Below are 21469 nucleotides of genomic sequence, written 5' to 3' on the forward strand. Positions count from 1 at the left end.
GCGAGAAGCCATTTTTTATTTTCTAATAAAATTATTGATTAATAATAAGGCATAACGCTATTCTCATTTTGATTTTCATAAAAAAAACAGGAATAAAAATGAAGAAATTATCTCTGGGAATAATGATTTTGGTATTAATCAGCAGCCAGCAGGTTTTGGCAAAAAGCTGGCAAGAAATTAAAAAAAGTGGGGAATTACGTATTGGTGTTCCCGGCGATTATGCTCCCTTAGCCTTTCACGATAAACAAGGCTATCTGGTGGGATACGATATTGATATGGCAAAATCCCTGGGCGAAAGTTTGAAGCTTAAAGTTAATTTTGTGCCAAGCAGTTGGCCCACTCTTTCTGAAGATTTAGCGTCAAATAAATTTGATATTGCTATGGGTGGCGTCACTGAGACACCAGGCCGCGCAGCGCAATTCGCGTTATCTAGCCCCGTGGTCAAGAATGGCAAAATTGCCTTAGCCAATTGCCAGCAATCCCAAGAATTCCCAACGTTAGAAGCTATTGATCGTGAAACAGTGAGAGTTATTGTTAATCCGGGGGGCACCAACCAATCTTTTGTCGATGCCAATATTAAGAAAGCACGCATCGTCCGCACTAACGATAATGTGGCTAATTTGCAGGGTATCCGAGATAAAAGTGCAGATATTATGTTTACTGACTTAATCGAAGGTAATTACTACCAGAGCAAAGAACCCGGCGTATTTTGTGTCGCGACTGCGGATATTTTACCCGGTACCGGTAGCTACAAAGTGTATATGATGTCGAAAGATAATCAGCCGTTACTCAGTAAAGTAAATCAATGGCTGGCCGGTGAGACTAAATCGACATTAGCTCATAAGTGGAATATTTCCGAGTAAATGGCGGTTAATTGCCGGCGTATATGAGCAGGCAATTATCTGTCTCTTTAATTTAATGGCTATCCTTGGCAATTTCTATGTTGGCATCACGCCGTCAATCCGCCATCTAACACCAAGGTCTGCCCCGTCATATAACGACTGTCATTGCCTATCATAAAGGCGCTGACGCGAGCGACTTCTTGCGCATTCCCTAAACGGCGTAATGGTATTTGCTTACGTAATCCTTTTAAGGCATCAGCAGGCATGTCGCGAGTCATATCGCTGTCGATAACCCCTGGCAACAGGCAGTTAACGCGGATATTAAAACGCCCCATCTCAAGCGCAAGCGTTCGGCCCAGACCAATCAGCGCCGCCTTACTGGCACCATAAGCGCTCTGGCCGATATTGCCTTTAATCGCGCTCACTGAAGACATCAGCAAGACTGCCCCCTCCCCCTGCATCATCATTTGCGGCAAGACATGCTTATTCCAGTAGAAAACCGCATTCAGATTGGTATCCAGCACACTGCGCCAGTTATCACCGTTTTGTTGAATATGTAAGCTATCGCCCGTAATGCCAGCATTATGAATTACCGCGCCGGGTGCGCCGTATTTTTCCAGCAATTGCGGTGCCAGCGCATCGACATCCGCTTCATTGCTGCCATCACAGCGATAGCAGGTCACTTGACCGGGCAGTTTTTCACAGCTTGCAATGACATCGTGGCTCTGCTGTTCACCATTGCGCCAGGTAAAAACAACATCCCACTCCCTGGCCAGCTCTTCGACCAATGCACGGCCAATGCCACGGCTGCCACCGGTAATTAACACCCATTGCCTGTTCATATTATTATTTCTTCTGCTCAGCCAACTTCTGGCAAAGCTCTCCTAAGGTCATGTCCGGATTTTCCATAAACATCTCTGCGTTCAGCGTGGCACTGAACTCGCGCTTTGCCAGCACCATCAATTCGACATAATCCAGACTGTCGAGTTTTAACTGGTACAGTGGCATCTCTGGTGACAGCGCCGACATTTCCAGGTCTTTAGCGTCACACAGCATTTCACATACGGTGTCATAAACCTGTTGATACTTTTCCATGCTCTTATCCTTTTTAATGCGCGGCTAACGGCCACGTTTTCAATGTTACTGCTGTGGTAATTAATGGCCCTAAGTCTGAACAGGCCGCAATAGACGCGCGCAATACCCAGCCATCGGTAGAGCTACCGACCATCAGTGTCGGTTCGATGGCGTAGTACAGTGCACTGCGAACCCATGCATTTGAATAATTGATGCGTAGCAAATCTGTACGGAAATGCACATCATGGTGAGTCTGGATAACCGGCACTGAGTTGAAAACATCAATCAACGTTTCAGCTTCAATCCCCGGTAACACTTGTTTAGCCGTTGCCAGTGTTTGCGGCGCAGCGACCAACAGTTTGAACAGTAAGGCATCGAAAAAACTCCAACATTCAGCCGGTTGTGATGCATCGCCCAGAAATTGCTGGCTGAACTGGAAAACGTCATCCGCAGATAAAGAAATCCATTCAGTGCCCGTTTGCACCAGTGCAGGCGCACCGCGCAACCGGGCGGTGAAGCAACTTTCACTGCTGCCAAAATCAATCAGATTACCGTTCACCTGCCCTGCCGCTTCGCTGAGTTGCAGCTGATAAGAGGTATGACACTGTACCGGCTGGCGTAAGCGAGCGTTAAACCGTAGGAATTCAGTCTCGGGCAAAAGCGGTAATAACGCCGTGCTGAGCTGATGTTTGATATCCAGCATTGCGCGCATACCGTGAACAGCCAGTTGCTCCTGCCCCAGATGCTGCGCATGTTGCAGGTCAAAATGGATCGGATTGTAATCACCGGAAAACTCAGCCCAACGCTCGGCGTCGTTGAGGTTGTAGTGGTAGTTAAAAGTCGAGTTCATGCTTAATCCAACCCGATAACCAATGCAGCATTCGCACCACCAAAGCCAAAGCTCAGATTTAATGTATTGCGCAAGGTTTTTGGCCGATGACCTTCACTGATGTAATCAAGGTCACATTGCGGGTCAGCACTTTTCAGATTACAGGTCGCGGGCATCAGCTGATGCTCCAGCGCTTGCAGGCAGATAATAGATTCAAAGCTACCCGCCGCCGCAATTAAATGCCCAGAATAGGATTTGGTACTCGACAGTGGCGTGGTATACGCCGCAGCACCAAAGGCTTGCTTAATGGCTTGGGTTTCATTCAGATCGTTAAGCTGAGTCGAGATACCGTGCAGGTTGACATAATCAATCTCATCGGCGCTCAAACCCGCTTGTTGCAAGGCGTGCTGAATGGTTTTCACCCGCGCCACTTTGTCTTCTGCCGGGGCGGTGAAATCAAAGGCATCGGAATAGTTACCGTAGCCTTTAATTTCGCCGAGAATGGTAGCGCCACGGGCAATCGCACTTTCACGTTCTTCCAGACACAGTACCGCCGCGCCTTCGGATAACACAAAGCCGTTTCGATCCAAACTGAAAGGGCAACTCGCTTTGCTGGCATCTTCCTGTTCGTGCGCCAAGGCACCCAAAATATCGATGTTCCAGACGGCAGAGTCACTGCGCAGAGACTCTCCTGCTCCTGCCAGCATCATGGAGGCTCGTCCGCTGCGGATAATTTCAAATGCATCACCAATGGCTATGGTGCCAGTGGCGCAAGCGGCAATCGGTGAGTTCTGATAGCCGCGCAATCCCCAATACAAGCTACATGCCGCGGTACCCGCATTCGGCATCGATAAGAAACAGCCAAACGGGGTGCCCAAACCGGTTTCTAAATAACCTTTATAGTTATCATGAGTTTCATCCTGCCCAGCCCAGCCGCTGCCGATGATAGTGCCGCAATCAAGCAAATCGTAATAATCTGCGACAGATTTCTCAGCAAATGCCATCGTCATGGCCTCTCGTGCGGCGGCCAATGCCAGTCGGGCATAGCGCGGCAGGCGACGGCGAATTGCGGCAGGGACTGATTTCAAATTAGGTTCGGCCTCTAGCAGACCAAAAAAGCGCGACTTGACCCCCTGCGCGGATTTATCGTAATAACGATAACCCAATTTATAATCCATAATAGCTTCCCAGCTTTGCTGCGCCGTCATGCCCATCGGAGTTACACTGCCGTAACCGGTGACAACCACCCGGCGCTGTTTAACTGTATTCGTCATGATTTAATTCCTTTACTGTCCCTGCTGTTATCAACGCCGCCACCTAACGCCAACCAGAATTTCATGGTGGCATTCAGATAGTTATATTGAAGTTCGAGCAAACTGGTTTCACTGGTCAGTAGGGCATCCTGCGCATCCAGTAAGGTCTGAAATGAAACGGCGCCTGCCTGGTATTGGCTATTAGCCAGAGTTAACCGCCGCTGACTCAGTTGTAGGTTCTGCCACTGATTCTGTTTTTGCTGCTGATAGCTCAGCCGTGCCGTCATGGCGTCATCGACATCTTTAAGGGCGCTGTAAACCTTGCTGCGAAAATCCACAGCGGCCAATTTCACATCCAATTTTGACTGGTCAATGGTGAGTTGCACGGTGTTCCACTGTAAGAAAGGCAACGCACTATTGGCACTGAGTGTGCGGCTCGGGTTGCTAAACCATTGTGAAAACACCGCACTACCGGCATCCAATGTCGCTCCCAACGAGAGTGTCGGGTAGAAATTCAGTTTCGCTACATCGGAGCCAGCCATTGCCGCACGCAAACGCCACTCGGCCGCTTGCACATCTGGCCGCTGAGCAATAACCTGTAGTGGCACACTGTTTGCTATCGCAACCTGTTGTTTTAAATCTAATGATTGGCGTTCGCTCTGGCGATAATCCGGGGCGCGGTTAAACAGTAATGCCATGGCATTACGCGTAGCTTCCCGTTGTTGCTCAAGGTTTTGATATTGATTTTGCCTATCCAGCAAGGTTTGTTGCGCCTGCAATAACTCAATTTCACTGGCATCACCCGCCGCGAGCCGTGAACGCACAATGTTGAGCGTATCTTGCGAGATAGCTAATGCCGTCTGTTGGTAACTCAGCTGCTGATTGAATTTGGCAATCTGCCAATAGAGATCAGCGGTGGTGCCAATCAATGACAGCGCCGTTTCCTGCTGGTCCTGTTCAGTCGCATTCACTAACCACGCCGATTGATCACGGGCGCGGGCCAGTTTGCCCCACAAGTCCAGTTCGTAACTCAGCCTAAGCGAAGTGCTGTAGCTCTCGCGTGGCTGAGTATTTTCATTCAACGAGCGAGTATTACTGCCCGCACCGGTCAAAGTGACGTTCGGTGTCATGTTGGTATTGGTCAGCCCTGCCGTCAGGCGTGCCTGTTGCAACTTAAAACCTGCTGCGGCCAAATCGTTGTTACTGACCAACATGCGACTGATGCTGTCAGACAGTTGAGGATCGTCGAAATTCTCCCACCAATGCACACTGTGATGCAGGTAACCGCCCCCGGTATCCTTCACTCGCCACTCATCGGGAACTGACAACATCGGCCGCTGATATTCGCTTTTCAGTAATGAGCCACAGCCCAGAAGTAGCAGGCTTATCAGTGATATTGAAAGTTTAATCATCAATCTGGTCATTCTCGAGCCAATGCCTCAGTCGGATGCAAACGAGCGGCATTGCGCGCTGGGAAAAAGCCAAATCCCAACCCGATAAGCGCGGAGAAACTGCAAGCCAACACCAACGGTGGCCAAGTGAAGATCATAGTGAACTCTTGGGTAACCCACGAGAAAACCACCCCTGCCAGCGCCGAGCCGACGATCCCTATCAGGCCACCAAGGGTACATATCACCACCGCTTCAATCAGGAACTGGATCATGATGTCACTTGGACGAGCACCGACCGACAGACGAATACCGATTTCATGGGTGCGTTCAGTCACCGACACCAACATGATATTCATCACGCCAACTCCACCCACCAGCAGCGAAATGGCGGCAATCGAGGTGATCAGTAGTGTCATCGAGTCAGAGGTTTTTTGAATTGCCTTGCTCATCTGGTCATTGCTCAGAATGAAAAAGTCGCGCTGACCGTGGGCACCTTCCAGCAGTTTTTCAACATCGCGCTGCACATTATTCAGGTTGTAACCTTCGCGCACTCGCACAGTTATTGACTCCAGTGGAATATCACCTGAAATACGCTCGGTGAGTGAGGTATAAGGCATCCACGCGGCCAGTAATCCGCCAAAGGATGAACCACCGCGCTTGGCGACACCGATCACACGTAAGGGAATACCACCGAGCTGAACAATTTCGCCTAGTGGATTCTGCCCGGCAGCAAACAGCGTATCGCTAAGTTCTGGTTGCAGGATGACGACCGGCTCACGCGCATTGACGTGGCTCTGGGTAAAACCATCACCCACAGAAAAATTCAGCCCTTTCACCTGAAAGAACTCTTGGCTGACGCCAGAGAGCGACACCATCACTTGTTTGTTGCCCCGCACCGCTACGACCATTTTACTCACTACCGGGGACAAGCTATCGACGTAAGGTTGCTGGCTCAGTAGCTCAATATCGGCCACTGACAGTGCACGCTCAAAATCCGGGCGCGGTTTATCCCAACCAAGCCCTGGGCGAATGTCCAGGTTGCTGGTTCCTAATTGGCTAATTTCATTGAGAATTTCCTGACGAGCACCTTCGCCCACCGCCATAGAGGACACCACCGACGAAATGCCGATAATGATGCCGAGCATTGATAAAAAGGCGCGAATTCGATGCCCCAGCAGGGCGCGCCAGGCCATTTTGATCGCTTCTCTAACGCTCAACCACCAATGCGGCCGGCCGGTGGCAAGCGGAACAGGTAATGCTGCTTGCATCGCGCTGGTGTCTATTGCTTCATTAGTTCGATCGGCAATAATTTCACCGTCGCTAATTTCGATAATGCGCTGCGCCTGGTTGGCGATATTACGGTCGTGGGTCACGATAATAATGGTGTGGCCAGACTGATGCAGACCATGCAAAATGCCCATCAGTTCCTGACCACTGCTGCGGTCGAGCGCGCCAGTAGGTTCATCGGCCAAAATAATACCGGCACCATTCATCAGGGCCCGGGCAATGCTCACTCGCTGCTGCTGCCCACCTGACAATTGTGCCGGTTTATGCAGTAAATGCTGACCCAGCCCCAGACGACGCAGCAGATACACCGCGCGCTCATGGCGTTCGGTGGCGGTCATGGCAGTATAAAGCGCAGGAATAACCACATTCTCAGTGGCAGTTAAATACGGCATCAGGTGATAGCGCTGAAAAATAAAACCGATGTACTGGCTGCGTAATTGCGCCAATTGTTCACTGCTAGCCTGCCGTGTCGGGATATGATGAATTGACATCTCACCCTGTGTGGGCTTATCCAAACAGCCGATGATATTCATTAGTGTCGATTTACCGGAGCCAGATGCACCAATAATTGCCACCATTTCGCCGCTATGAATCGACAATGAGATATTCTTGAGCACCGCCAAGGATTCTGCGCCGGAAGTAAAATGACGATAGATCCCCTTGAGTTCAATCAATGGGTTATCGTTAGCATCAGCGGGATGAACGGCATTAATGTTCATTGCTGGCTCCCGCTGACGTTCCCAGTAACAACACTTGGTCGCCCTGCGCCAGCCCTGCTTTCACCTCGGCATACTGCGCATTACGCAGGCCAACAGAGACCCAGCGCACTGACGTCTGTTTGCCGTTGATAATCTGGACCCGATAGCGCTTATCTGATTGTTGCTCACCCAACGCAGACAGTGGCACCCGCAATACATTTTTTGCCTGCGCGGTGATAATAAATACCTGCGCAGTCATTGATGTCCGTAATAGCCGCTCTTGGTTGGCAATGTTGAATATGCCGTTGTAATAAACCGCAGAAGGTTGCTGGCTGCTCGCTGAGCCAGAACTGTCTTCGCGCAAACTTTCAGCCGACGCTTCCTGAATGGCATCCATCCGGCTGTCATAACGGCGATCGGGGTCAGCGACCACATAGAACCACAAGGGTTGCCCTACACTGACTTTGAGAATATCGGTTTCTGAAATGCGCGTGTGCACCGTCATGGTATCGACATTCGCCAGCACCAAAATGGTCGGTGCGGTTTGAGAGGAAACAATGGTTTGCCCCTCTTTGGTGACAATACCCAGCACTTCACCGTCAATCGGCGCCATGATACGGGTAAATCCCAGATTAGCTTTTGCTGTTTCCATTGCCATTTGGCTTTGCACAATTTGCGCTTCATTTACATGCAATTGCGCTAGCTGGCTGTCATATTGCGCTTGTGCTTTTTCCAGCGCACTTTTCACGCCAGAACCTTCTTTTGCCAAGGTCTGTTGGCGGCGAAACTCGAGCAGATATTGACGTAACAAAGCCTGACTTGCCTGCTTCTGCGCCTGCGCACTCTGCAATTCAGCTTCCGATTTACGCAATTCGTTTTGCTGCAAAGTCGGATCTATTTCAGCCAACAATTGACCACGGGTAACGCGATCTCCCTGTTTGACATACAGTTTGGTTAGCTGCCCGTTCACCTGCGCGCCCACATTGACCTGCAATGAAGGTTTTAAACTGCCGGCTGCCATTACATTCCGTTCGATATCACCGCGCCCAATGGTTTCAGTTAACTGCGGCATATCCTGCTGACTATCCGAGATCGACAACGCAATGGCGCGACTGATAATCAGCAACGAAATAATAAACAGCCCCAGCATGAGCTGATGCTTCTTATTTTTCAGCTTGATAGGCATCAGTTAACCGCCGCTGGTGTCAGGCGGACTGAGGCCAACGGCTGAGCATAGCGTACCAATTGGCCGTCGTTTAAGCGGAAAACACCGTCAAACATCGGTAACACACTTTCGCTGTGGGTCACGGTTATCAATGTTTTCTGATAGTCACGGCAGTGGGCAAGCAGAGTCTGCATTACCTGATGGGCAGTTTCTTCGTCCAGATTAGCCGTAGGTTCATCCAGTACCAATACCGGACAGTCGCTGTACATGGCGCGAGCCAGTAGTAATCGCTGACGTTGCCCCAATGAAAGAGCAGCGTGACTTTCGCGCACCAGCGCGTTGAGACCGCCGGGTAATTTTTCGATGACTTGTGTTAATTGCAGCCCTTGCAATGAGCGTTCGATACGTTGGTGCTTATCGGTATCCAAATGCCCATCAAACAAAGTGATATTTTGTAATACCGATGCATTAAACAGAATGTCTTCCTGACTTTGCAGAAAGAACAGAGTATGTGCTTGTTGGAAATCAACAGTTTCGCCATCGACCAATACTTGCCCTCCCTGTGGTGGCATCAATCCTGCCATCACTTTTAGCAAAGTGCTTTTCCCGGCACCGGACTCACCGATAATTGCCACACTTTGCCCGCGCGTCAGGGACAGCGATAAATCACGCAATACCGGCTGGCTGGCATCGTAGGCGAAGCGAATGTTCTGATAGACCAATTTCTGCGTAAATGTTGGTGGCGCAGTCGAAATGGAAGAACGCTTTTCCGGCGATGTAGACTGCCCGACTGGGAATAGGTCGCGCGCGCGGATATCAATGACGTGCAACTGGTTTTTCTGCAAAACCGCATAAAAAATCTTGGTAATATAGGAGGTAAAAATCTCGCGCACAAAGCTGTAGGCGAAGAACTCGCCCAGACTCAGTGTCCCCTGCTTCAGCAGCGGCAAAGCCAGCAGCATAAAGAACACCATTTCCAGACTACCAATCAGCTGATACAGGCTATTTTTAACCTGATCGTAGATTTTCTTCTTCTGCAACGTCGTAAATAACGACAGCGCCAGTCGAGCAAATACCCCTTGGCGCTGGCTGGATAAACCGGCCGATTTAATCGTAGAGAAACCCTGAATGGTTTCCAGAATAAAATCACTTTGTTCGGCACTTTTAACCTGCAACTGTTGGGTGTAGTAGCGGTCACGGTAGATAGCCCAAATACTGATAAGGCCCATCAACATGACGCTAATAGCAGACACCATCGCCAGCAGTGGACTCATGTAGCACATCACTGCCAGCGCGATGGCACCGATTATCCAATCGGTACGCAGACCGTTATCCAGCTCGATTTTTTGAGTTGCCGCCATCTGCCAGTTCGAGAACCGGCTAAAGATGTCACCCGGTGCTCGCTTATCAAAGAAGTTCAGCGAATGACTGAGCAAGCGAGAGAAACCCGCGACACTGTTAAGCACCACAAAGTGTTTAATATAACGCTCGGTGATATATCGCACGCAAAAAGCGAGTGATGTGGAGACAACAAAAGCCAGCAGAAAATAGAAATAGGGGAAATCTTTATCGCCCGCAGATGAGAACACATCATTGATGGCGCTGCTGACCATGGTCGGCATAATAAAGAGTGTCAGCGAGATCAAAAACGCCAATGTCATCAGCCAATAGATACCGCGAACACTGGCGGTTTCTTTCAAGCTCATGCAATCGAGCGCACTGAGTCGCTTGCTGTGTTCAATGTTTTTCAGCGCGTCAGGTGAGGCGGGTGTTTCCGGGTCCAATACCAGTGCATAACCACTGATTTCTGCTTTCAATGCATCCAACGGCAGTAACTGCTGCCCGATGGCCGGGTTCATAACGCAGACATAGTTACCTTTGCGATACGCCAGCAATACATAATGGCTGGCACCATAATGCAAGATGGCGGGCAGCGGTAAAGCAGATAGCTCCTGATGTTCAAATACCACCGGATAAGCCGGTATTGCCAACTCAGATAAAATAGTACAAAGCGTGGCCAGTGATGTGCCATGCCCAGAGGCAGGATAACGCTCACGTAAGCTTTCTAGCGGCGCATTTATGCCTTGCGTCTGTGCCAACATCGCAATACAGGCCAAACCACACTCATTGGTTTCGCTTTGAAAAACTAGCGTTGGGATTATCTTTTCCATTTTCTACTATTCTTCATCAGGGACATTATTCGTTAATAAAAAATAACGAATGTGAGTGCCATAACAGCCAATCCTGTGGATGCTGCGTCAGGGATGTTTCAATTAATTCAGGTAATTTACTTTTCACTTCTCGTGCACTAAGTGCAGGATAGATATGTATTTTTATTTCTTTGTCGTAATACAGATAATAAAAAACCACCTGTGCTGACAATGCTCTGGCAAGACGAATGATGCCGCTGTGTAAATTGGCTGGGCGGTTAAACAGTTGGCAGGCCATTTTTGCTGTTTCTGCTGGTTGGTTATTAACGGTGTAGTCCGGCGTAATATCCGGAAAAATCATAATATTTCGCTTATGCTCGGCCGCTTCCATGATGGCACTCATCAGGTTACCGGCGATGGCACGGCTGTCAGCATGGATGGAACAATAGGTAATGTTTACCCCCCCCATTTGCCGTGACTGTTCTTCATAAGCCTCAGCGCTGGCTGAAACCACTGCGGTCGCCTGACCCGGGTAAACATTCGCGCCTACCATGCCAGCCAACACATCTGACACCATATGCAATGGCGCCAAAATAACCGGAGAACCGGCCTCATGCAGCGCACTAACCTGACCGTCTAGCTGCTGGGTACACGCCGCTAACTGGGCTAAAACTTGCCGATTCTGACCATAAGTTGCGGCCGACTCCAACACCTGACGGCGCTGTGCAGTACCGATGAAATCCTGTACTGATGGACTAGCTTGGCCATTGAGCAAACACTGGCTATTCGCCGCCGCCACTCGCGCCAGATTCATCTGACGCCGCGAAGCCAAACCGAAAACACGGCGCAAAACACCGAGTACCAGCAAGAAACGATAATCACCGTGCCGTAACAGCCAGATAGCTGCCTTGGCCTGCCCGCGAGCGAACAAGCGTCCACTGAAAGCCAGCTTATCGAGCTGGTTTCGCCAGGTGAAATAACCCCATACGGCTAGCAGTCTCATTATTTCTCCAGCGCCTTATCGTGCTCGAGTAATGATAAGAGGTGATTCGAGAACGCAGGGAATTCCCTGTCCTGCAACGCTATCCATTTTTTGCTGATAATAAAGGTCGGAGTTGCGTCTATCTTGTAATGCGCGGTCACTGCCGTCATATAGGAAATTAACGCTTTAACTTCAGCGGACTGACTCACTTGCTGGTAATTAGCCACATCGATGTCATTGGCTTTTAGCCAGGTTTCGAGTTGACTGTTGTCACTCAAGTCGATGTTGTCATCGAGTACCGCTTTGTAAGCACTTTTACGATGTTGCGGCTCAATACCCATCACCGATAAGGTGGCAAAAATAGGTGCAAAACGCCCCAAGCCAGTGGTTTTATCACTGCTGATATGCAGACGGATAAAACGAGTTCCTTCTGGCATGTGGTTTTCTAATTGAGTGATGTTCTGTTCATTAATGGCGCAGTAATGACAGCCATAAGAGAAGATCTCGATAATACTGTTATCGTCTTTAATTGGGCTGTTTTCAATGTCACTGCTGCTGACAGAGAATAAACTTTCTTGTGCATCCTGATTGAGGACGAAATAGTGGAAATAGGCCGTTGTTATCAATGAAGAAATAAGGATAACCAACAGTGTATAGCCTATAAAGAATCCCTTACTCCTAAACATATTTTTTTCAGTAGACATAGTCAGTTTCATTCACAATCAGAGTTAAGGTAAGACATAAAAAATGAAATGAGATTTATGTCTGTGGAGTGATTTTACAATATTCAATTAATGAGATAATTCTTGATTTTAAGCATCAATGAAATTTTTTAAAAAATAAATCAGGCAAGTATAGAAATTCCTCCCATACTTGCCTGGGATACAATTAAATATCGATATAAATTAACGAATATTTAATTAAATACAGTTTTCAAGGTTGCTAGGTGTAGATGTTGAGCTTAATACTTTACCGTGTTTATCAGTACAAGTAGTGACTGCAATGCAAGTTGCAGTGGTACCGGTAGTCTGCCACTCGAAAGTATCTTTACACGTTTTACCTGTACCGCCAACGATTGTATTAGCAACTGCCATGTTCATTTTTTTCATGAGAAAAATCCTTAAAATTAAAAATTTACAGTCTATTTATTTAATAGGCCATTGAAGTTCGCGTTTCATTTCCAGATAAAGACTTGATACCTGAACAATCCAACGCAATATATTTATACTATATCAACTCAATATATTACAACAAAAAAAATAACATTTATTTAATTTTAAATAATACAAAAATAAATATCATGGGAATGCCCTGCCATATATGTATGGCAGTAAAATAACCCAACTTATGAATATAAAAAAAGAATTATAATCGCTATTTTATATTCATAATAATCATACACTCAGATAATGAGTGTATCCGACTCTGTATTTATAAATAGGACATAATAATAACTCCACTACCACTAAATGTTCCTGCGTCCGGCAAAGTGGGCGCATGAAGTGTTGATTCAATCAGGAAAGAGGTATTACCGATGTTTGCTGTTACCGTGACGCCATTGGATAAGTCTTGCCCTGATACTTTTAATGTGGACGTCAGATTGCCATTTTGCCCGAGGTTAATACTTTTAGCCCCTACTAGCGTTAATTTCACGGATGTTATGACCGTGCAGTTGATCGTCAGCGGTTCACTTTTTATCGCGCCATCAACACTTTGCTGATTAAGCGAACCATAATTGATATACACATCACCGGTAATATCGCAAGTTTCCGGGGTCGGAGGAACTGCACCACAATAGGAGCCGGGGATCAGATTGCCGCTAAAGTTTAAATCGCCTACCCCTTGCCAATATAGAATACCAAAACAGGTATTTGAAGAACTCAAGACCGGAGTAGTGGTGCTCCAACTTCCAGAAGCACCATTGCGACTAACAAATGTATCTCGCATGGTTTGCGCGGTTGCTCCTTGAGAAACAATCACTCGCGTTGATGCCTCACTCGGGTTAAGGCACCGCTCAGCTTCATTACTGGAGTAGTGGCAGATAGCCACAGAGCAAGATGAGGATGTACAAAGTACGTTGGTTAGTTCCTCACTTGGCCAGGAGAATGTTCCGGTATATTGACCCCCTATTCGCGTTTGAGTCGAAACCCAAGCACTGGCTTGACTATAAAGCGGAAATAAGAACAGTACGCAAGCGATTAGCCAGCAATATTTATAACTTAATTGCATATTAGGCTGTGTCATTCGTTTAGGTTCCATTATCTCTATCTGCATATCTACATATCTGCACTTAAGAGGATGATAATAAGTTTCAGCATTAACATATTCGTATTGAAATAAAGTTAGTAAGCTCTCTAATTAATAATATTGCAGGTTAAATGTTGCGACTGCACTGAACTCACCGTGTTTAATGGTGCGTTGAGTTATCGCATCCGGCTCCCCCCGAACATAAGCTTTCAAGGTAATAATATTATTACCTGTATCAAGTGCGATATCGTCACTCGATTGGTTTAGATACAGCGGCTTTCCCGCCAATGTTTCAAGACCGATGGCGATACCCATATCACTACTGTCAACTGCCAACAGTCCAGGTAAATTAACACTATCATTACCAGTAAAAATAATATTGGCGGTTGTACCTAAGCTGATATCGCAATCTAGCAAATGTATTTGGAACTGTTTTCCTAACGTTCTCTGATTCGAATATAGATATTTATCAACGACAGTACCAAAATTCAAACTAATAGCATCATCGCCTGGGCGAATCGTACAAGGCTCAGCCACTAATGCGCCATGAAAACGCATATTGTCAGCGGCCGATACCGGCAGAGTTCCCAAAATATGTAGAATAAGAATACTTAATATAGTTTTCCCCACGTGCATCAGCAGATTTAAATTATTCATCATTTGATCCTATTGATAATCCACTAATAATGTAGCGGTAGCCTCAAATCTTCCTTCGTTTAATGTTGCTCCAGTGGCCTTCACCGGCACAGCTTTAAGTACCGGTGGATTATTTTTGTCATAAGTCACTCGGGTATTAAGCGCAAAAGGAATACCATTTTTCAGTATGCGAACGCCCAGATTCTGAACATCGGTTTGTATCGCTGCAGCATCAAATGTCGTCACAGAAGCACTGACAATTGTGATACCTAATTCCAAGCTGCTACTGACGGTTTCACATGTCATGCTATATGGCACGGCTTGGGTATAATTGATGCCATCGATCTTGTTTACACCCAAATTTTCCCCGAAAGGTACATCTATCGTGTTGCCACTATTAATTACGCAGGGTGGAGGATTAATTAATGTACCTGAGAACAGCATGTTGTCTGCATAGGCAAACGAACTACCGAGAGCTAGCACTATCGCAACGACACTACCTGATATCAATGCATTAATTTTCATTACTGGTACTCCACAACCAGAGTCGCTGTGCCGGAAAAATAGCCCGTACTCAACGTTGCATTTGTTTGTTTGACCGGTACCGCCTGCAAGACAGGAACATTCGGATAGGTAAAATTGGATACTGTATTCAGTGGAAATTCCTGCCCATTACGTATCAACTTGATCCCCAGAGCTGAATTACTCGTTTTCAGAACACGGGTATCAAAATTAGCTCCATTACCTATGATGCTTAATTTCAATGCATTAGAGGCCGCCGAAGTACAGTTCAACGTATAGTTCACTGGCTTAATATATTGAATACCATCAATATTTGAGGTCAGAACAGTATCGCCAAAATCGATATTAATCGTGTTGTTACCGTTAATCACACAAGGCGGGGCGGCAAAAATAGTGACCGCGACATTGACCGTCGCAGTCTTATTCAATGCCCATGCTGGGTTACTTAATAATGTTACGATGGCTGTCACCCCAATTATGGCCAGCCGGGCCACTACTCCCTTACAATGAACAGCCATCCCATCTTCCTTCTTCATCATTCAGCCAGACATCCGCCCAGTCTTATTCTTATGTGTCGTGGCGGAATACACTGTTACTTGATACTTTCCACCACAGAACACGAGCTACCCGTACAGCCGAAGATCAGTTTTGGACGGCCGCCGAAATCGTTGACATAGGTCAACACTGGCTTGCTACCTAATGCCGCAGCACTCACATCCAACATGCCCTGCGCATTTGGTGCAATCATCAGCGGCTTGAAACCTGATGCCGTTTTGCCGGTTTTACTCTCACTGGCATCGACCAGAGTGATGTAATACGGCGTCGGATTATTAACCTGATAGCGATCACCCTGACGAGTCAGCTGTAACTTCTCCTGCCAAGGTATCGACATATCGGTCTTTTGTGGCACGATGCCCGCTGGGCGGTAGAAAAGTTTGATGCGCGTTTGCAAAGCAATCTGCAAAGTATTGGGTTTGTCCGACCGTGGTGGGATTTCGCGCAGGTTAAAATAGAACAAGGTTTCCCGATCTTGCGCCAGCTGATTCACCGCAGGCAAACTTTGTATTTTTAACTGACTCATCGCACCAGGTTCTACCCGCTGAACTGGCGGAACGACCGTCAACGGTGAATTGATTTTGTTACCCCGCTCATCTTCAATCCATCCCTGCGCCAGATAAGGTAATTCCTTATTCTGGTTGCTGATGCTCAAACTGATCGACTTATCGCCACCATTAAGAATGGCCCGGGTTCTGTCCAGTGCAATCGCTGCGGTTGCTTGCTGAGTCATCAGTACCGTCACTAAAATGGTGGTGATACGCAATTTGTTATTCAATTTCATTATCTTTTCCTTCGAATTCATTACTTTTCCCTTCGAACTAATGTGGTCAGAACCTGGCGGTAACCCACTTTTTCACTTATCTGAGCGGGTACTGCCCCCAGGTTTATTACTAAACCTTTCTACTGTGATACCGCAGGTTTATCCCCTGGGGCTATTGACTGACAAGGCAACAGTAGATTCGCCAATATTGCTGGAGAAAGGGCCTTCGGTAAGGTGATGCTGCATTGCGTCTCACCATTCCAGTGCACTGACATGGTTTCACCGGCTTTGATCCCACTGAGGTAAGTGGAACCGTCGTCGTTAACAATGCCGGTCTCTTGCTGATTTTCATTTAATACGGTGGCCCCAAATGGCGGTGATGTGCCATCTACCATACGTATCATCGCCATTGCCTTTTCGCCGGAAATCACATTAAAGCGGCGATAACCAATAGCACCCTCGGTCAGTGTGACCTGTGCTACGGTTCCTCTGGCTTCAACATCGTCAGCCAGGTTATCTATATCGATACTGGCCCGATTGCGGTAATAGCTATTCACATCGCCGACTACCGCTTTACCAAACTGATTAGTGCGTATTGATGAGCCATATCCTTGAACCGGAACGCCAGATACACCTTGGGTATCCAGTAACAATCGGGTACCTCCGAGGGTATTCACCCGATGTAGAGCACCGCCTTCAGCCGTGATAGTCGCGCCGCCCTGAATACCTAAACCAACAGAAGAGTATTGCCCCTCCTGATAACTGGCATTGGCGTTAATATCCGCACTATTACCTATGTGGTTGTAGTTACCACTAACTAGCACGCCGCTACGTGCTACCCCGGTATTGATCTGGTAATTGTTGTGAGCATCCAGACGATCGGTATAGCCCACTCGCTGGCTATGCTCACTGCCACTCACCGTCGCGCTATAACTGATGGTCGCGCTGTTACCAAATGGCATCGACATGGACAAATACACGCCATCATCATTGCTTTCGTTATAGCGATTACGGTAAGCAGAGAAGGTCAAACTGACATTTTTCACTTTACCGATATCAAAATAACGCGAGAGTGCCAGGTTATAACGATCATTTGCCGAGCGATCCCAATAGGTCTGATGGCTATAGTTCAGATACGCGCTCAGCCCCAGATCCTGAAATTGCTGGTTGAAGCTGATGGTGTACATCTCTTTATTGCCACCCACGGCATTATTTCGATAACGCGCGTCGAGATATTCACTCATGCTCATAAAGTTACGTTCAGAGAAGCGATAGCCCGCAAACGTCACCTGACTGCCTGTTTCCTGAAAGTTTTTCGAATAGTTGACCCGATAAGAGCCGCCACTCAACGTGTCTTGCTCAGGTAAAGTGGCCCATGATTGGGTCATATCAACCGACACCGCACCAAATTCCATCAAGTCACGGCCAATCCCCATAGATGCCGCTTGATACTCGTTTTGACCACTCATCGCGCCACCAAACAGTGACCAGCCGCTGTTGATCCCCCATGAGAATTCCCCGCTGCCAAACACGGGCCCTTCCGCCCGATGCCCGATATTCGAAGGCTTGCCGGCAGCGACACGATAACGCACCATTCCGGGGCGGGTCAGGTAAGGAATACTGGCGGTATTGACTTGAAATTGTTGAACTTGCCCGTCAAGTTCCTCTACCCGCACATCCAGCGTCCCAGAGACAAAACTGTTCAAGTTCTGAATACGAAAAGGGCCGGCAGCAACCAGCGTTTCACTCAACACACGCCCTTGCTGGCTGACAACTACTCGCGCATTGGTACGAGCAACCCCCGTTATTTCAGGAGCATAACCACGTAAATTTGGCGGTAACATATTGTCATCTGTCGCCAGGCTAGCGCCGTTAAAACGGAAACTGTCAAAGATGGATGAGTTCAGAAAACCTTCACCCAGCGTCAACTTTGCTCCCAGACTCGGGATAGCGCGATAAGCGTAATAACGGCTCCAATCCCATTGACGCTCAGTCGATGAACCTGATGATTGCTCGACACGGGTCTGCCAGTCAGCACGGAATCTCCAGGCGCCCAGATTAGCGCCGGTGGTTCCGTTACCGCTTAACGTATTATTATTGGTATTGTTCGTTTCCTGACGGTTTAATTGCCCTAACACGTTGTAATCAAACAGTACACCGGGAATCCCCTCCTCCCAGCGAGACGGAGGATCCCAATCCGGCTCGCTGTATTCCAGCCAAGCTTGCGGCACACTCAAGTACAGCGATGACTTCGCCAAATCACCTTCCACAGTCAAGCCGGGTAAGCTGCTAATATCCAGACATTCCCCATTACGCGACCAGGTCAGCTTTTTGAAGCTATCTTCTTTCAATGCCAACAACGCGATTAACTGGGGTGTTAAACACGCCTCACTTTTTTTTGCATCTTTTTCTGAGACGTAGAACACAATTGGCTGTTCGCTAAGTTCCTGTTTGTTCATGCTAACCAACAAGTTATAATTCCCTGGCATGATGAAGCCGCGTTGGGAGAACTGGCTCAAGTCAAAATTAGCGCGATCCTTGGTATCCAACACATCGGTATTAAACTGAATGTCATCGCTGGCCAACACACCATAAGCATTGCCACTTAATGCAACTGCAATCAAAATTCGCAATAAATCACGAGGAGCCAGGCCGGAGGTGATGGAACGAGCGGATACCATAAGATATGTCACCTTACTCATTGAAATCAGTAATAATCCAATTTGAAACGAACGCTAGAATGATACGTTCCAGCATGCAGCGTCTTGCCATTGCCCACTAACCGCAGGGCATAATTGAGTTTCATCTCAGCAGGGATAATATTGATCTCCGGTGATGCCACCCCGGGATTCGAAATATTGCCTTTATCATCAATAATTTGTATTGCCACGCCTTCGGCGTCACCATTAACTGCAAAATTATTACCGTCTGCAGTACCGTCAAATGTCACAACAAAATGCTGCTGGTTCGACTTGTCTGGATCTGGGTGAGCTATCGTGCAATCGAGTAAGCTGATCGCAAACGGGTGTTCATCTCCGACACCGTTCTGAACTAACTGACCGATAGGGAAAATTGCCATATCAATCGTCTGTTCCAGACTTCCGGGACCTATTGCACAAGCAGTATCAGTAATACTTCCTTCCATACTCACGCGGCCCCAATCTGTCTTCATGGGGTCTGCCATTACCGACAAACTCAGCAATGACGCCATCAGTAAGGAAGGAGGCACTATTAAAAAAAATGACCTGGACATAAATCACCTAGCTCATCCAATCCGTCTCTTTTTCAAGAGAAAAAGACATGCGGATTTTCCGCATGCCCAATTAGAAAAGAGGACTTATTGGTAAGCCAGGGTGAAGTCAGCAACACTTGAGAAGCTGCCTGGTTTGATAGCATTAGATGCAGTGCTGCCCTGCAGATAAGCAGAGAATGTCAGGGTGTTGTTACCAGTAACCAGAGTCTGCTGCTCAGTCGCAGTACCCAGAGTAATAACAGAACCAGTACCATCAACGATTGCAACACCTGCACCTTCGGCTACACCAGTGATACCCAGTAGGCCAGGTACTGCTGCTGATTCCGCACCGCCGAAGGTGGTGGTTACCGTTTTCAGCGTTGTGGTGTCACAGTTTTCCAATTTGATTTTGAAATCATGCGAAGATGATTTGCCGCCATTTTGCAGTGCCACGTTAGAGATCTGGCCCATTTCAACAGTCTGTGCATCGGAACCTGCTGCGATTGAGCAAGGTGCATCAATGATTGAACCATTAAAGGTCACAGTACCTTGGCCTTGATCCGCCGCATTAGCCATAGAAGCAAAACCTAATACCAGACCAGCAGCCAAGATAGTTTTATTCAGTTTCATTACGTGATTCCTTTATACACAATTAAAATTTGTCCGCTGAATTACCTTAATAAAATCAAAGTAAATGCCGCATCGAAGTAGTTTTAAAAATATAAACCCATACGGTTTTTTATCGACTAAATACGAAAAAGAAGTCGTAGACCGCCTAGAACCATAAAGTTGAAATGGAAAAACTGATAATTTTCTACATCTTAAGAAACTATTTAAATAACGATAAAACCCTTTCGTTCGATTCTGATAATACAAATATAACCTCATGCTTCATAGTTATTTAATTCAAAGCGTCAAAATTCAGAGTGTTTAAATTAATTGACTAAGTTAAAACAATAATATCGATAAGTTTGATCGATAAACATTATACCTTCGATATATAGATCCGCAAAAAAGAGCAAATCGACAGATTAGATCGCTAAAAGCCTTTTTTCCAAAACTAATGATTGCTTATTCCATAAGTCAAATTATAATCGATATTAAATCCTTATAAGCCTAACGATAAAAGCAGAAAAAGCTTAAAGATATTAAATTTAAAATTTGTTAATTCTTTATTCAATTCAAATACACATGACTTTTCCTCATATGCAAATCGACATAAAACACTGAATTAAATGAGTATTTACATTTTTAATAAAGTTATCATTTGAAATGTTAAGAAATATCCTTTATTTACCTATAAAATTAAATTAAATAAAATAATTATTAGACTAAGTATTTTCTTCTGATTGTTAAATTTATTCGCACTAACTTTGATGATGAGAATAAGAATTAGAAAAGACATATAAAATAAAAAAGAAAATAGAATATCGTTTGTATGAATAGTCTTTTTTGTTTGTAGGATACCCCCAACTAAAGCGTAGGAAATATAAAACCAGCAATGAGAATATAAGAAATTAAACATAAAACATTTTTAACATTTAAATCACATGAGGAGTTAATCAATGAAACCAAAGGATCAACGTAAAGAAGAAATTATGGGTATATTGGAAGAATACTGTCATGTTCTTAAAGAACAGTTCAGCGAATCTCCACCTCCTGTAATCAATTGGCCAAAAACTAGAGAACTTGCTGATAAAGCACAGCTGGATATTTACACTGCAAGGTTAGTATTAATGAAGTTGGTCGATGAAAATCGAGTAAAAATGTCAGAAACCAAAGTGATGAATTCATTACGTTGGTTCATTGCTTATCCAACTGAAAAATAAAGATAATCGTTCTT

21 protein-coding genes are annotated in these 21469 nt (G+C 46.5%); 2 read left to right on the forward strand and 19 right to left on the reverse strand.

Features of this window, described 5'->3' with window-relative positions; genetic code table 11:
- The first annotated feature begins 98 nt into the window (after positions 1-98).
- The gene (locus tag ACF3VQ_RS16400) at positions 99-863 is read left to right on the forward strand and encodes a transporter substrate-binding domain-containing protein (protein WP_392432182.1); all 765 of its coding nucleotides are present in this window, start codon (positions 99-101) and stop codon (positions 861-863) included.
- An 86-nt stretch (positions 864-949) separates the two neighbouring features.
- Here the strand turns inward: ACF3VQ_RS16400 and ACF3VQ_RS16405 are convergent, their stop codons facing one another.
- The 19 genes from ACF3VQ_RS16405 to ACF3VQ_RS16495 form a co-directional block, all read right to left on the reverse strand.
- Positions 950-1684 carry an SDR family NAD(P)-dependent oxidoreductase gene (locus ACF3VQ_RS16405; RefSeq protein WP_392432183.1) on the reverse strand — a complete coding sequence of 245 codons (735 nt, stop codon included), beginning with the start codon at positions 1682-1684 and terminating at the stop codon, positions 950-952.
- Between the two features lie 4 nt (positions 1685-1688).
- Positions 1689-1937 carry an acyl carrier protein gene (locus ACF3VQ_RS16410; protein WP_019080420.1) on the reverse strand — a complete coding sequence of 83 codons (249 nt, stop codon included), beginning with the start codon at positions 1935-1937 and terminating at the stop codon, positions 1689-1691.
- Positions 1938-1950: 13 nt separating this feature from the next.
- Positions 1951-2766 carry a hypothetical protein gene (locus tag ACF3VQ_RS16415; protein ID WP_392432184.1) on the reverse strand — a complete coding sequence of 272 codons (816 nt, stop codon included), beginning with the start codon at positions 2764-2766 and terminating at the stop codon, positions 1951-1953.
- Between the two features lie 2 nt (positions 2767-2768).
- Positions 2769-4019 (reverse strand): beta-ketoacyl-[acyl-carrier-protein] synthase family protein, encoded by a 1251-nt coding sequence (locus ACF3VQ_RS16420; protein WP_392432185.1) that lies wholly within the window; start codon positions 4017-4019, stop codon positions 2769-2771.
- Positions 4016-5422 carry an efflux transporter outer membrane subunit gene (locus ACF3VQ_RS16425; RefSeq protein WP_392432186.1) on the reverse strand — a complete coding sequence of 469 codons (1407 nt, stop codon included), beginning with the start codon at positions 5420-5422 and terminating at the stop codon, positions 4016-4018. Before ACF3VQ_RS16425 ends, ACF3VQ_RS16420 begins: the two co-directional genes overlap by 4 nt.
- Entirely contained in the window at positions 5419-7395 is a 1977-nt protein-coding gene (locus ACF3VQ_RS16430) for an ABC transporter permease (RefSeq protein ID WP_392432187.1), read from the reverse strand. The genes ACF3VQ_RS16425 and ACF3VQ_RS16430 overlap by 4 nt, the downstream gene beginning before the upstream one ends.
- Positions 7385-8560 (reverse strand): efflux RND transporter periplasmic adaptor subunit, encoded by a 1176-nt coding sequence (locus ACF3VQ_RS16435; protein ID WP_392432188.1) that lies wholly within the window; start codon positions 8558-8560, stop codon positions 7385-7387. Before ACF3VQ_RS16435 ends, ACF3VQ_RS16430 begins: the two co-directional genes overlap by 11 nt.
- Positions 8560-10710: a peptidase domain-containing ABC transporter gene (locus ACF3VQ_RS16440; protein ID WP_392432189.1), complete on the reverse strand. Its 2151-nt coding sequence runs from the start codon at positions 10708-10710 to the stop codon at positions 8560-8562. The genes ACF3VQ_RS16435 and ACF3VQ_RS16440 overlap by 1 nt, the downstream gene beginning before the upstream one ends.
- A 25-nt stretch (positions 10711-10735) precedes the next feature.
- The gene (locus ACF3VQ_RS16445; RefSeq protein WP_392432190.1) at positions 10736-11692 is read right to left on the reverse strand and encodes an ABC transporter; all 957 of its coding nucleotides are present in this window, start codon (positions 11690-11692) and stop codon (positions 10736-10738) included.
- On the reverse strand, positions 11692-12318 hold the full coding sequence (locus ACF3VQ_RS16450; RefSeq protein WP_392435646.1) for a DsbA family protein: 627 nt from the start codon (positions 12316-12318) through the stop codon (positions 11692-11694). The genes ACF3VQ_RS16445 and ACF3VQ_RS16450 overlap by 1 nt, the downstream gene beginning before the upstream one ends.
- A gap of 273 nt (positions 12319-12591) precedes the next feature.
- Positions 12592-12780 carry a DUF4762 family protein gene (locus ACF3VQ_RS16455; RefSeq protein ID WP_392432191.1) on the reverse strand — a complete coding sequence of 63 codons (189 nt, stop codon included), beginning with the start codon at positions 12778-12780 and terminating at the stop codon, positions 12592-12594.
- A 322-nt stretch (positions 12781-13102) separates the two neighbouring features.
- A complete protein-coding gene (locus tag ACF3VQ_RS16460; RefSeq protein WP_392432192.1) occupies positions 13103-13915 on the reverse strand; it encodes an exotoxin in 813 nt (270 codons plus the stop codon).
- A gap of 114 nt (positions 13916-14029) precedes the next feature.
- The gene (locus ACF3VQ_RS16465; RefSeq protein WP_392435648.1) at positions 14030-14575 is read right to left on the reverse strand and encodes a fimbrial protein; all 546 of its coding nucleotides are present in this window, start codon (positions 14573-14575) and stop codon (positions 14030-14032) included.
- A gap of 9 nt (positions 14576-14584) precedes the next feature.
- Positions 14585-15079, reverse strand: coding sequence for a fimbrial protein (locus ACF3VQ_RS16470; RefSeq protein ID WP_392432193.1), 495 nt, complete (start codon positions 15077-15079; stop codon positions 14585-14587).
- On the reverse strand, positions 15079-15594 hold the full coding sequence (locus tag ACF3VQ_RS16475; protein WP_392435651.1) for a fimbrial protein: 516 nt from the start codon (positions 15592-15594) through the stop codon (positions 15079-15081). Before ACF3VQ_RS16475 ends, ACF3VQ_RS16470 begins: the two co-directional genes overlap by 1 nt.
- 74 nt (positions 15595-15668) lie before the next feature.
- Positions 15669-16415, reverse strand: a complete 747-nt coding sequence (locus ACF3VQ_RS16480; RefSeq protein WP_392432194.1) for a fimbria/pilus periplasmic chaperone — start codon at positions 16413-16415, stop codon at positions 15669-15671.
- Positions 16416-16534: 119 nt separating this feature from the next.
- Positions 16535-19075, reverse strand: coding sequence for an outer membrane usher protein (locus ACF3VQ_RS16485; RefSeq protein WP_392432195.1), 2541 nt, complete (start codon positions 19073-19075; stop codon positions 16535-16537).
- A 26-nt stretch (positions 19076-19101) separates the two neighbouring features.
- The gene (locus ACF3VQ_RS16490; RefSeq protein ID WP_392435653.1) at positions 19102-19605 is read right to left on the reverse strand and encodes a fimbrial protein; all 504 of its coding nucleotides are present in this window, start codon (positions 19603-19605) and stop codon (positions 19102-19104) included.
- 126 nt (positions 19606-19731) lie between these two features.
- Positions 19732-20256, reverse strand: coding sequence for a fimbrial protein (locus ACF3VQ_RS16495; RefSeq protein ID WP_392432196.1), 525 nt, complete (start codon positions 20254-20256; stop codon positions 19732-19734).
- Between the two features lie 935 nt (positions 20257-21191).
- On the opposite strand from ACF3VQ_RS16495, the gene ACF3VQ_RS16500 reads away from it, so the two are divergent.
- On the forward strand, positions 21192-21455 hold the full coding sequence (locus ACF3VQ_RS16500) for a FaeA/PapI family transcriptional regulator (protein ID WP_392432197.1): 264 nt from the start codon (positions 21192-21194) through the stop codon (positions 21453-21455).
- Positions 21456-21469 lie beyond the last annotated feature (14 nt).

It is taken from the genome of Yersinia fenwicki, from assembly GCF_043099325.1.
Taxonomy (GTDB): domain Bacteria; phylum Pseudomonadota; class Gammaproteobacteria; order Enterobacterales; family Enterobacteriaceae; genus Yersinia.

What these genes read in the sequence shown, in the direction of transcription:
- ACF3VQ_RS16470 (WP_392432193.1), bottom strand. Translation starts at nt 15,079, where the DNA reads ATGAAAATTAATGCATTGATATCAGGTAGTGTCGTTGCGATAGTGCTA.
- ACF3VQ_RS16480 (WP_392432194.1), bottom strand. Translation starts at nt 16,415, where the DNA reads ATGAAATTGAATAACAAATTGCGTATCACCACCATTTTAGTGACGGTA.
- ACF3VQ_RS16440 (WP_392432189.1), bottom strand. Translation starts at nt 10,710, where the DNA reads ATGGAAAAGATAATCCCAACGCTAGTTTTTCAAAGCGAAACCAATGAG.
- ACF3VQ_RS16415 (WP_392432184.1), bottom strand. Translation starts at nt 2,766, where the DNA reads ATGAACTCGACTTTTAACTACCACTACAACCTCAACGACGCCGAGCGT.
- ACF3VQ_RS16410 (WP_019080420.1), bottom strand. Translation starts at nt 1,937, where the DNA reads ATGGAAAAGTATCAACAGGTTTATGACACCGTATGTGAAATGCTGTGT.
- ACF3VQ_RS16465 (WP_392435648.1), bottom strand. Translation starts at nt 14,575, where the DNA reads ATGAATAATTTAAATCTGCTGATGCACGTGGGGAAAACTATATTAAGT.
- ACF3VQ_RS16495 (WP_392432196.1), bottom strand. Translation starts at nt 20,256, where the DNA reads ATGAAACTGAATAAAACTATCTTGGCTGCTGGTCTGGTATTAGGTTTT.
- ACF3VQ_RS16425 (WP_392432186.1), bottom strand. Translation starts at nt 5,422, where the DNA reads ATGACCAGATTGATGATTAAACTTTCAATATCACTGATAAGCCTGCTA.
- ACF3VQ_RS16460 (WP_392432192.1), bottom strand. Translation starts at nt 13,915, where the DNA reads ATGACACAGCCTAATATGCAATTAAGTTATAAATATTGCTGGCTAATC.
- ACF3VQ_RS16485 (WP_392432195.1), bottom strand. Translation starts at nt 19,075, where the DNA reads ATGGTATCCGCTCGTTCCATCACCTCCGGCCTGGCTCCTCGTGATTTA.
- ACF3VQ_RS16405 (WP_392432183.1), bottom strand. Translation starts at nt 1,684, where the DNA reads ATGAACAGGCAATGGGTGTTAATTACCGGTGGCAGCCGTGGCATTGGC.
- ACF3VQ_RS16445 (WP_392432190.1), bottom strand. Translation starts at nt 11,692, where the DNA reads ATGAGACTGCTAGCCGTATGGGGTTATTTCACCTGGCGAAACCAGCTC.
- ACF3VQ_RS16455 (WP_392432191.1), bottom strand. Translation starts at nt 12,780, where the DNA reads ATGAAAAAAATGAACATGGCAGTTGCTAATACAATCGTTGGCGGTACA.
- ACF3VQ_RS16475 (WP_392435651.1), bottom strand. Translation starts at nt 15,594, where the DNA reads ATGGCTGTTCATTGTAAGGGAGTAGTGGCCCGGCTGGCCATAATTGGG.
- ACF3VQ_RS16420 (WP_392432185.1), bottom strand. Translation starts at nt 4,019, where the DNA reads ATGACGAATACAGTTAAACAGCGCCGGGTGGTTGTCACCGGTTACGGC.
- ACF3VQ_RS16400 (WP_392432182.1), top strand. Translation starts at nt 99, where the DNA reads ATGAAGAAATTATCTCTGGGAATAATGATTTTGGTATTAATCAGCAGC.
- ACF3VQ_RS16435 (WP_392432188.1), bottom strand. Translation starts at nt 8,560, where the DNA reads ATGCCTATCAAGCTGAAAAATAAGAAGCATCAGCTCATGCTGGGGCTG.
- ACF3VQ_RS16500 (WP_392432197.1), top strand. Translation starts at nt 21,192, where the DNA reads ATGAAACCAAAGGATCAACGTAAAGAAGAAATTATGGGTATATTGGAA.
- ACF3VQ_RS16490 (WP_392435653.1), bottom strand. Translation starts at nt 19,605, where the DNA reads ATGGCGTCATTGCTGAGTTTGTCGGTAATGGCAGACCCCATGAAGACA.
- ACF3VQ_RS16430 (WP_392432187.1), bottom strand. Translation starts at nt 7,395, where the DNA reads ATGAACATTAATGCCGTTCATCCCGCTGATGCTAACGATAACCCATTG.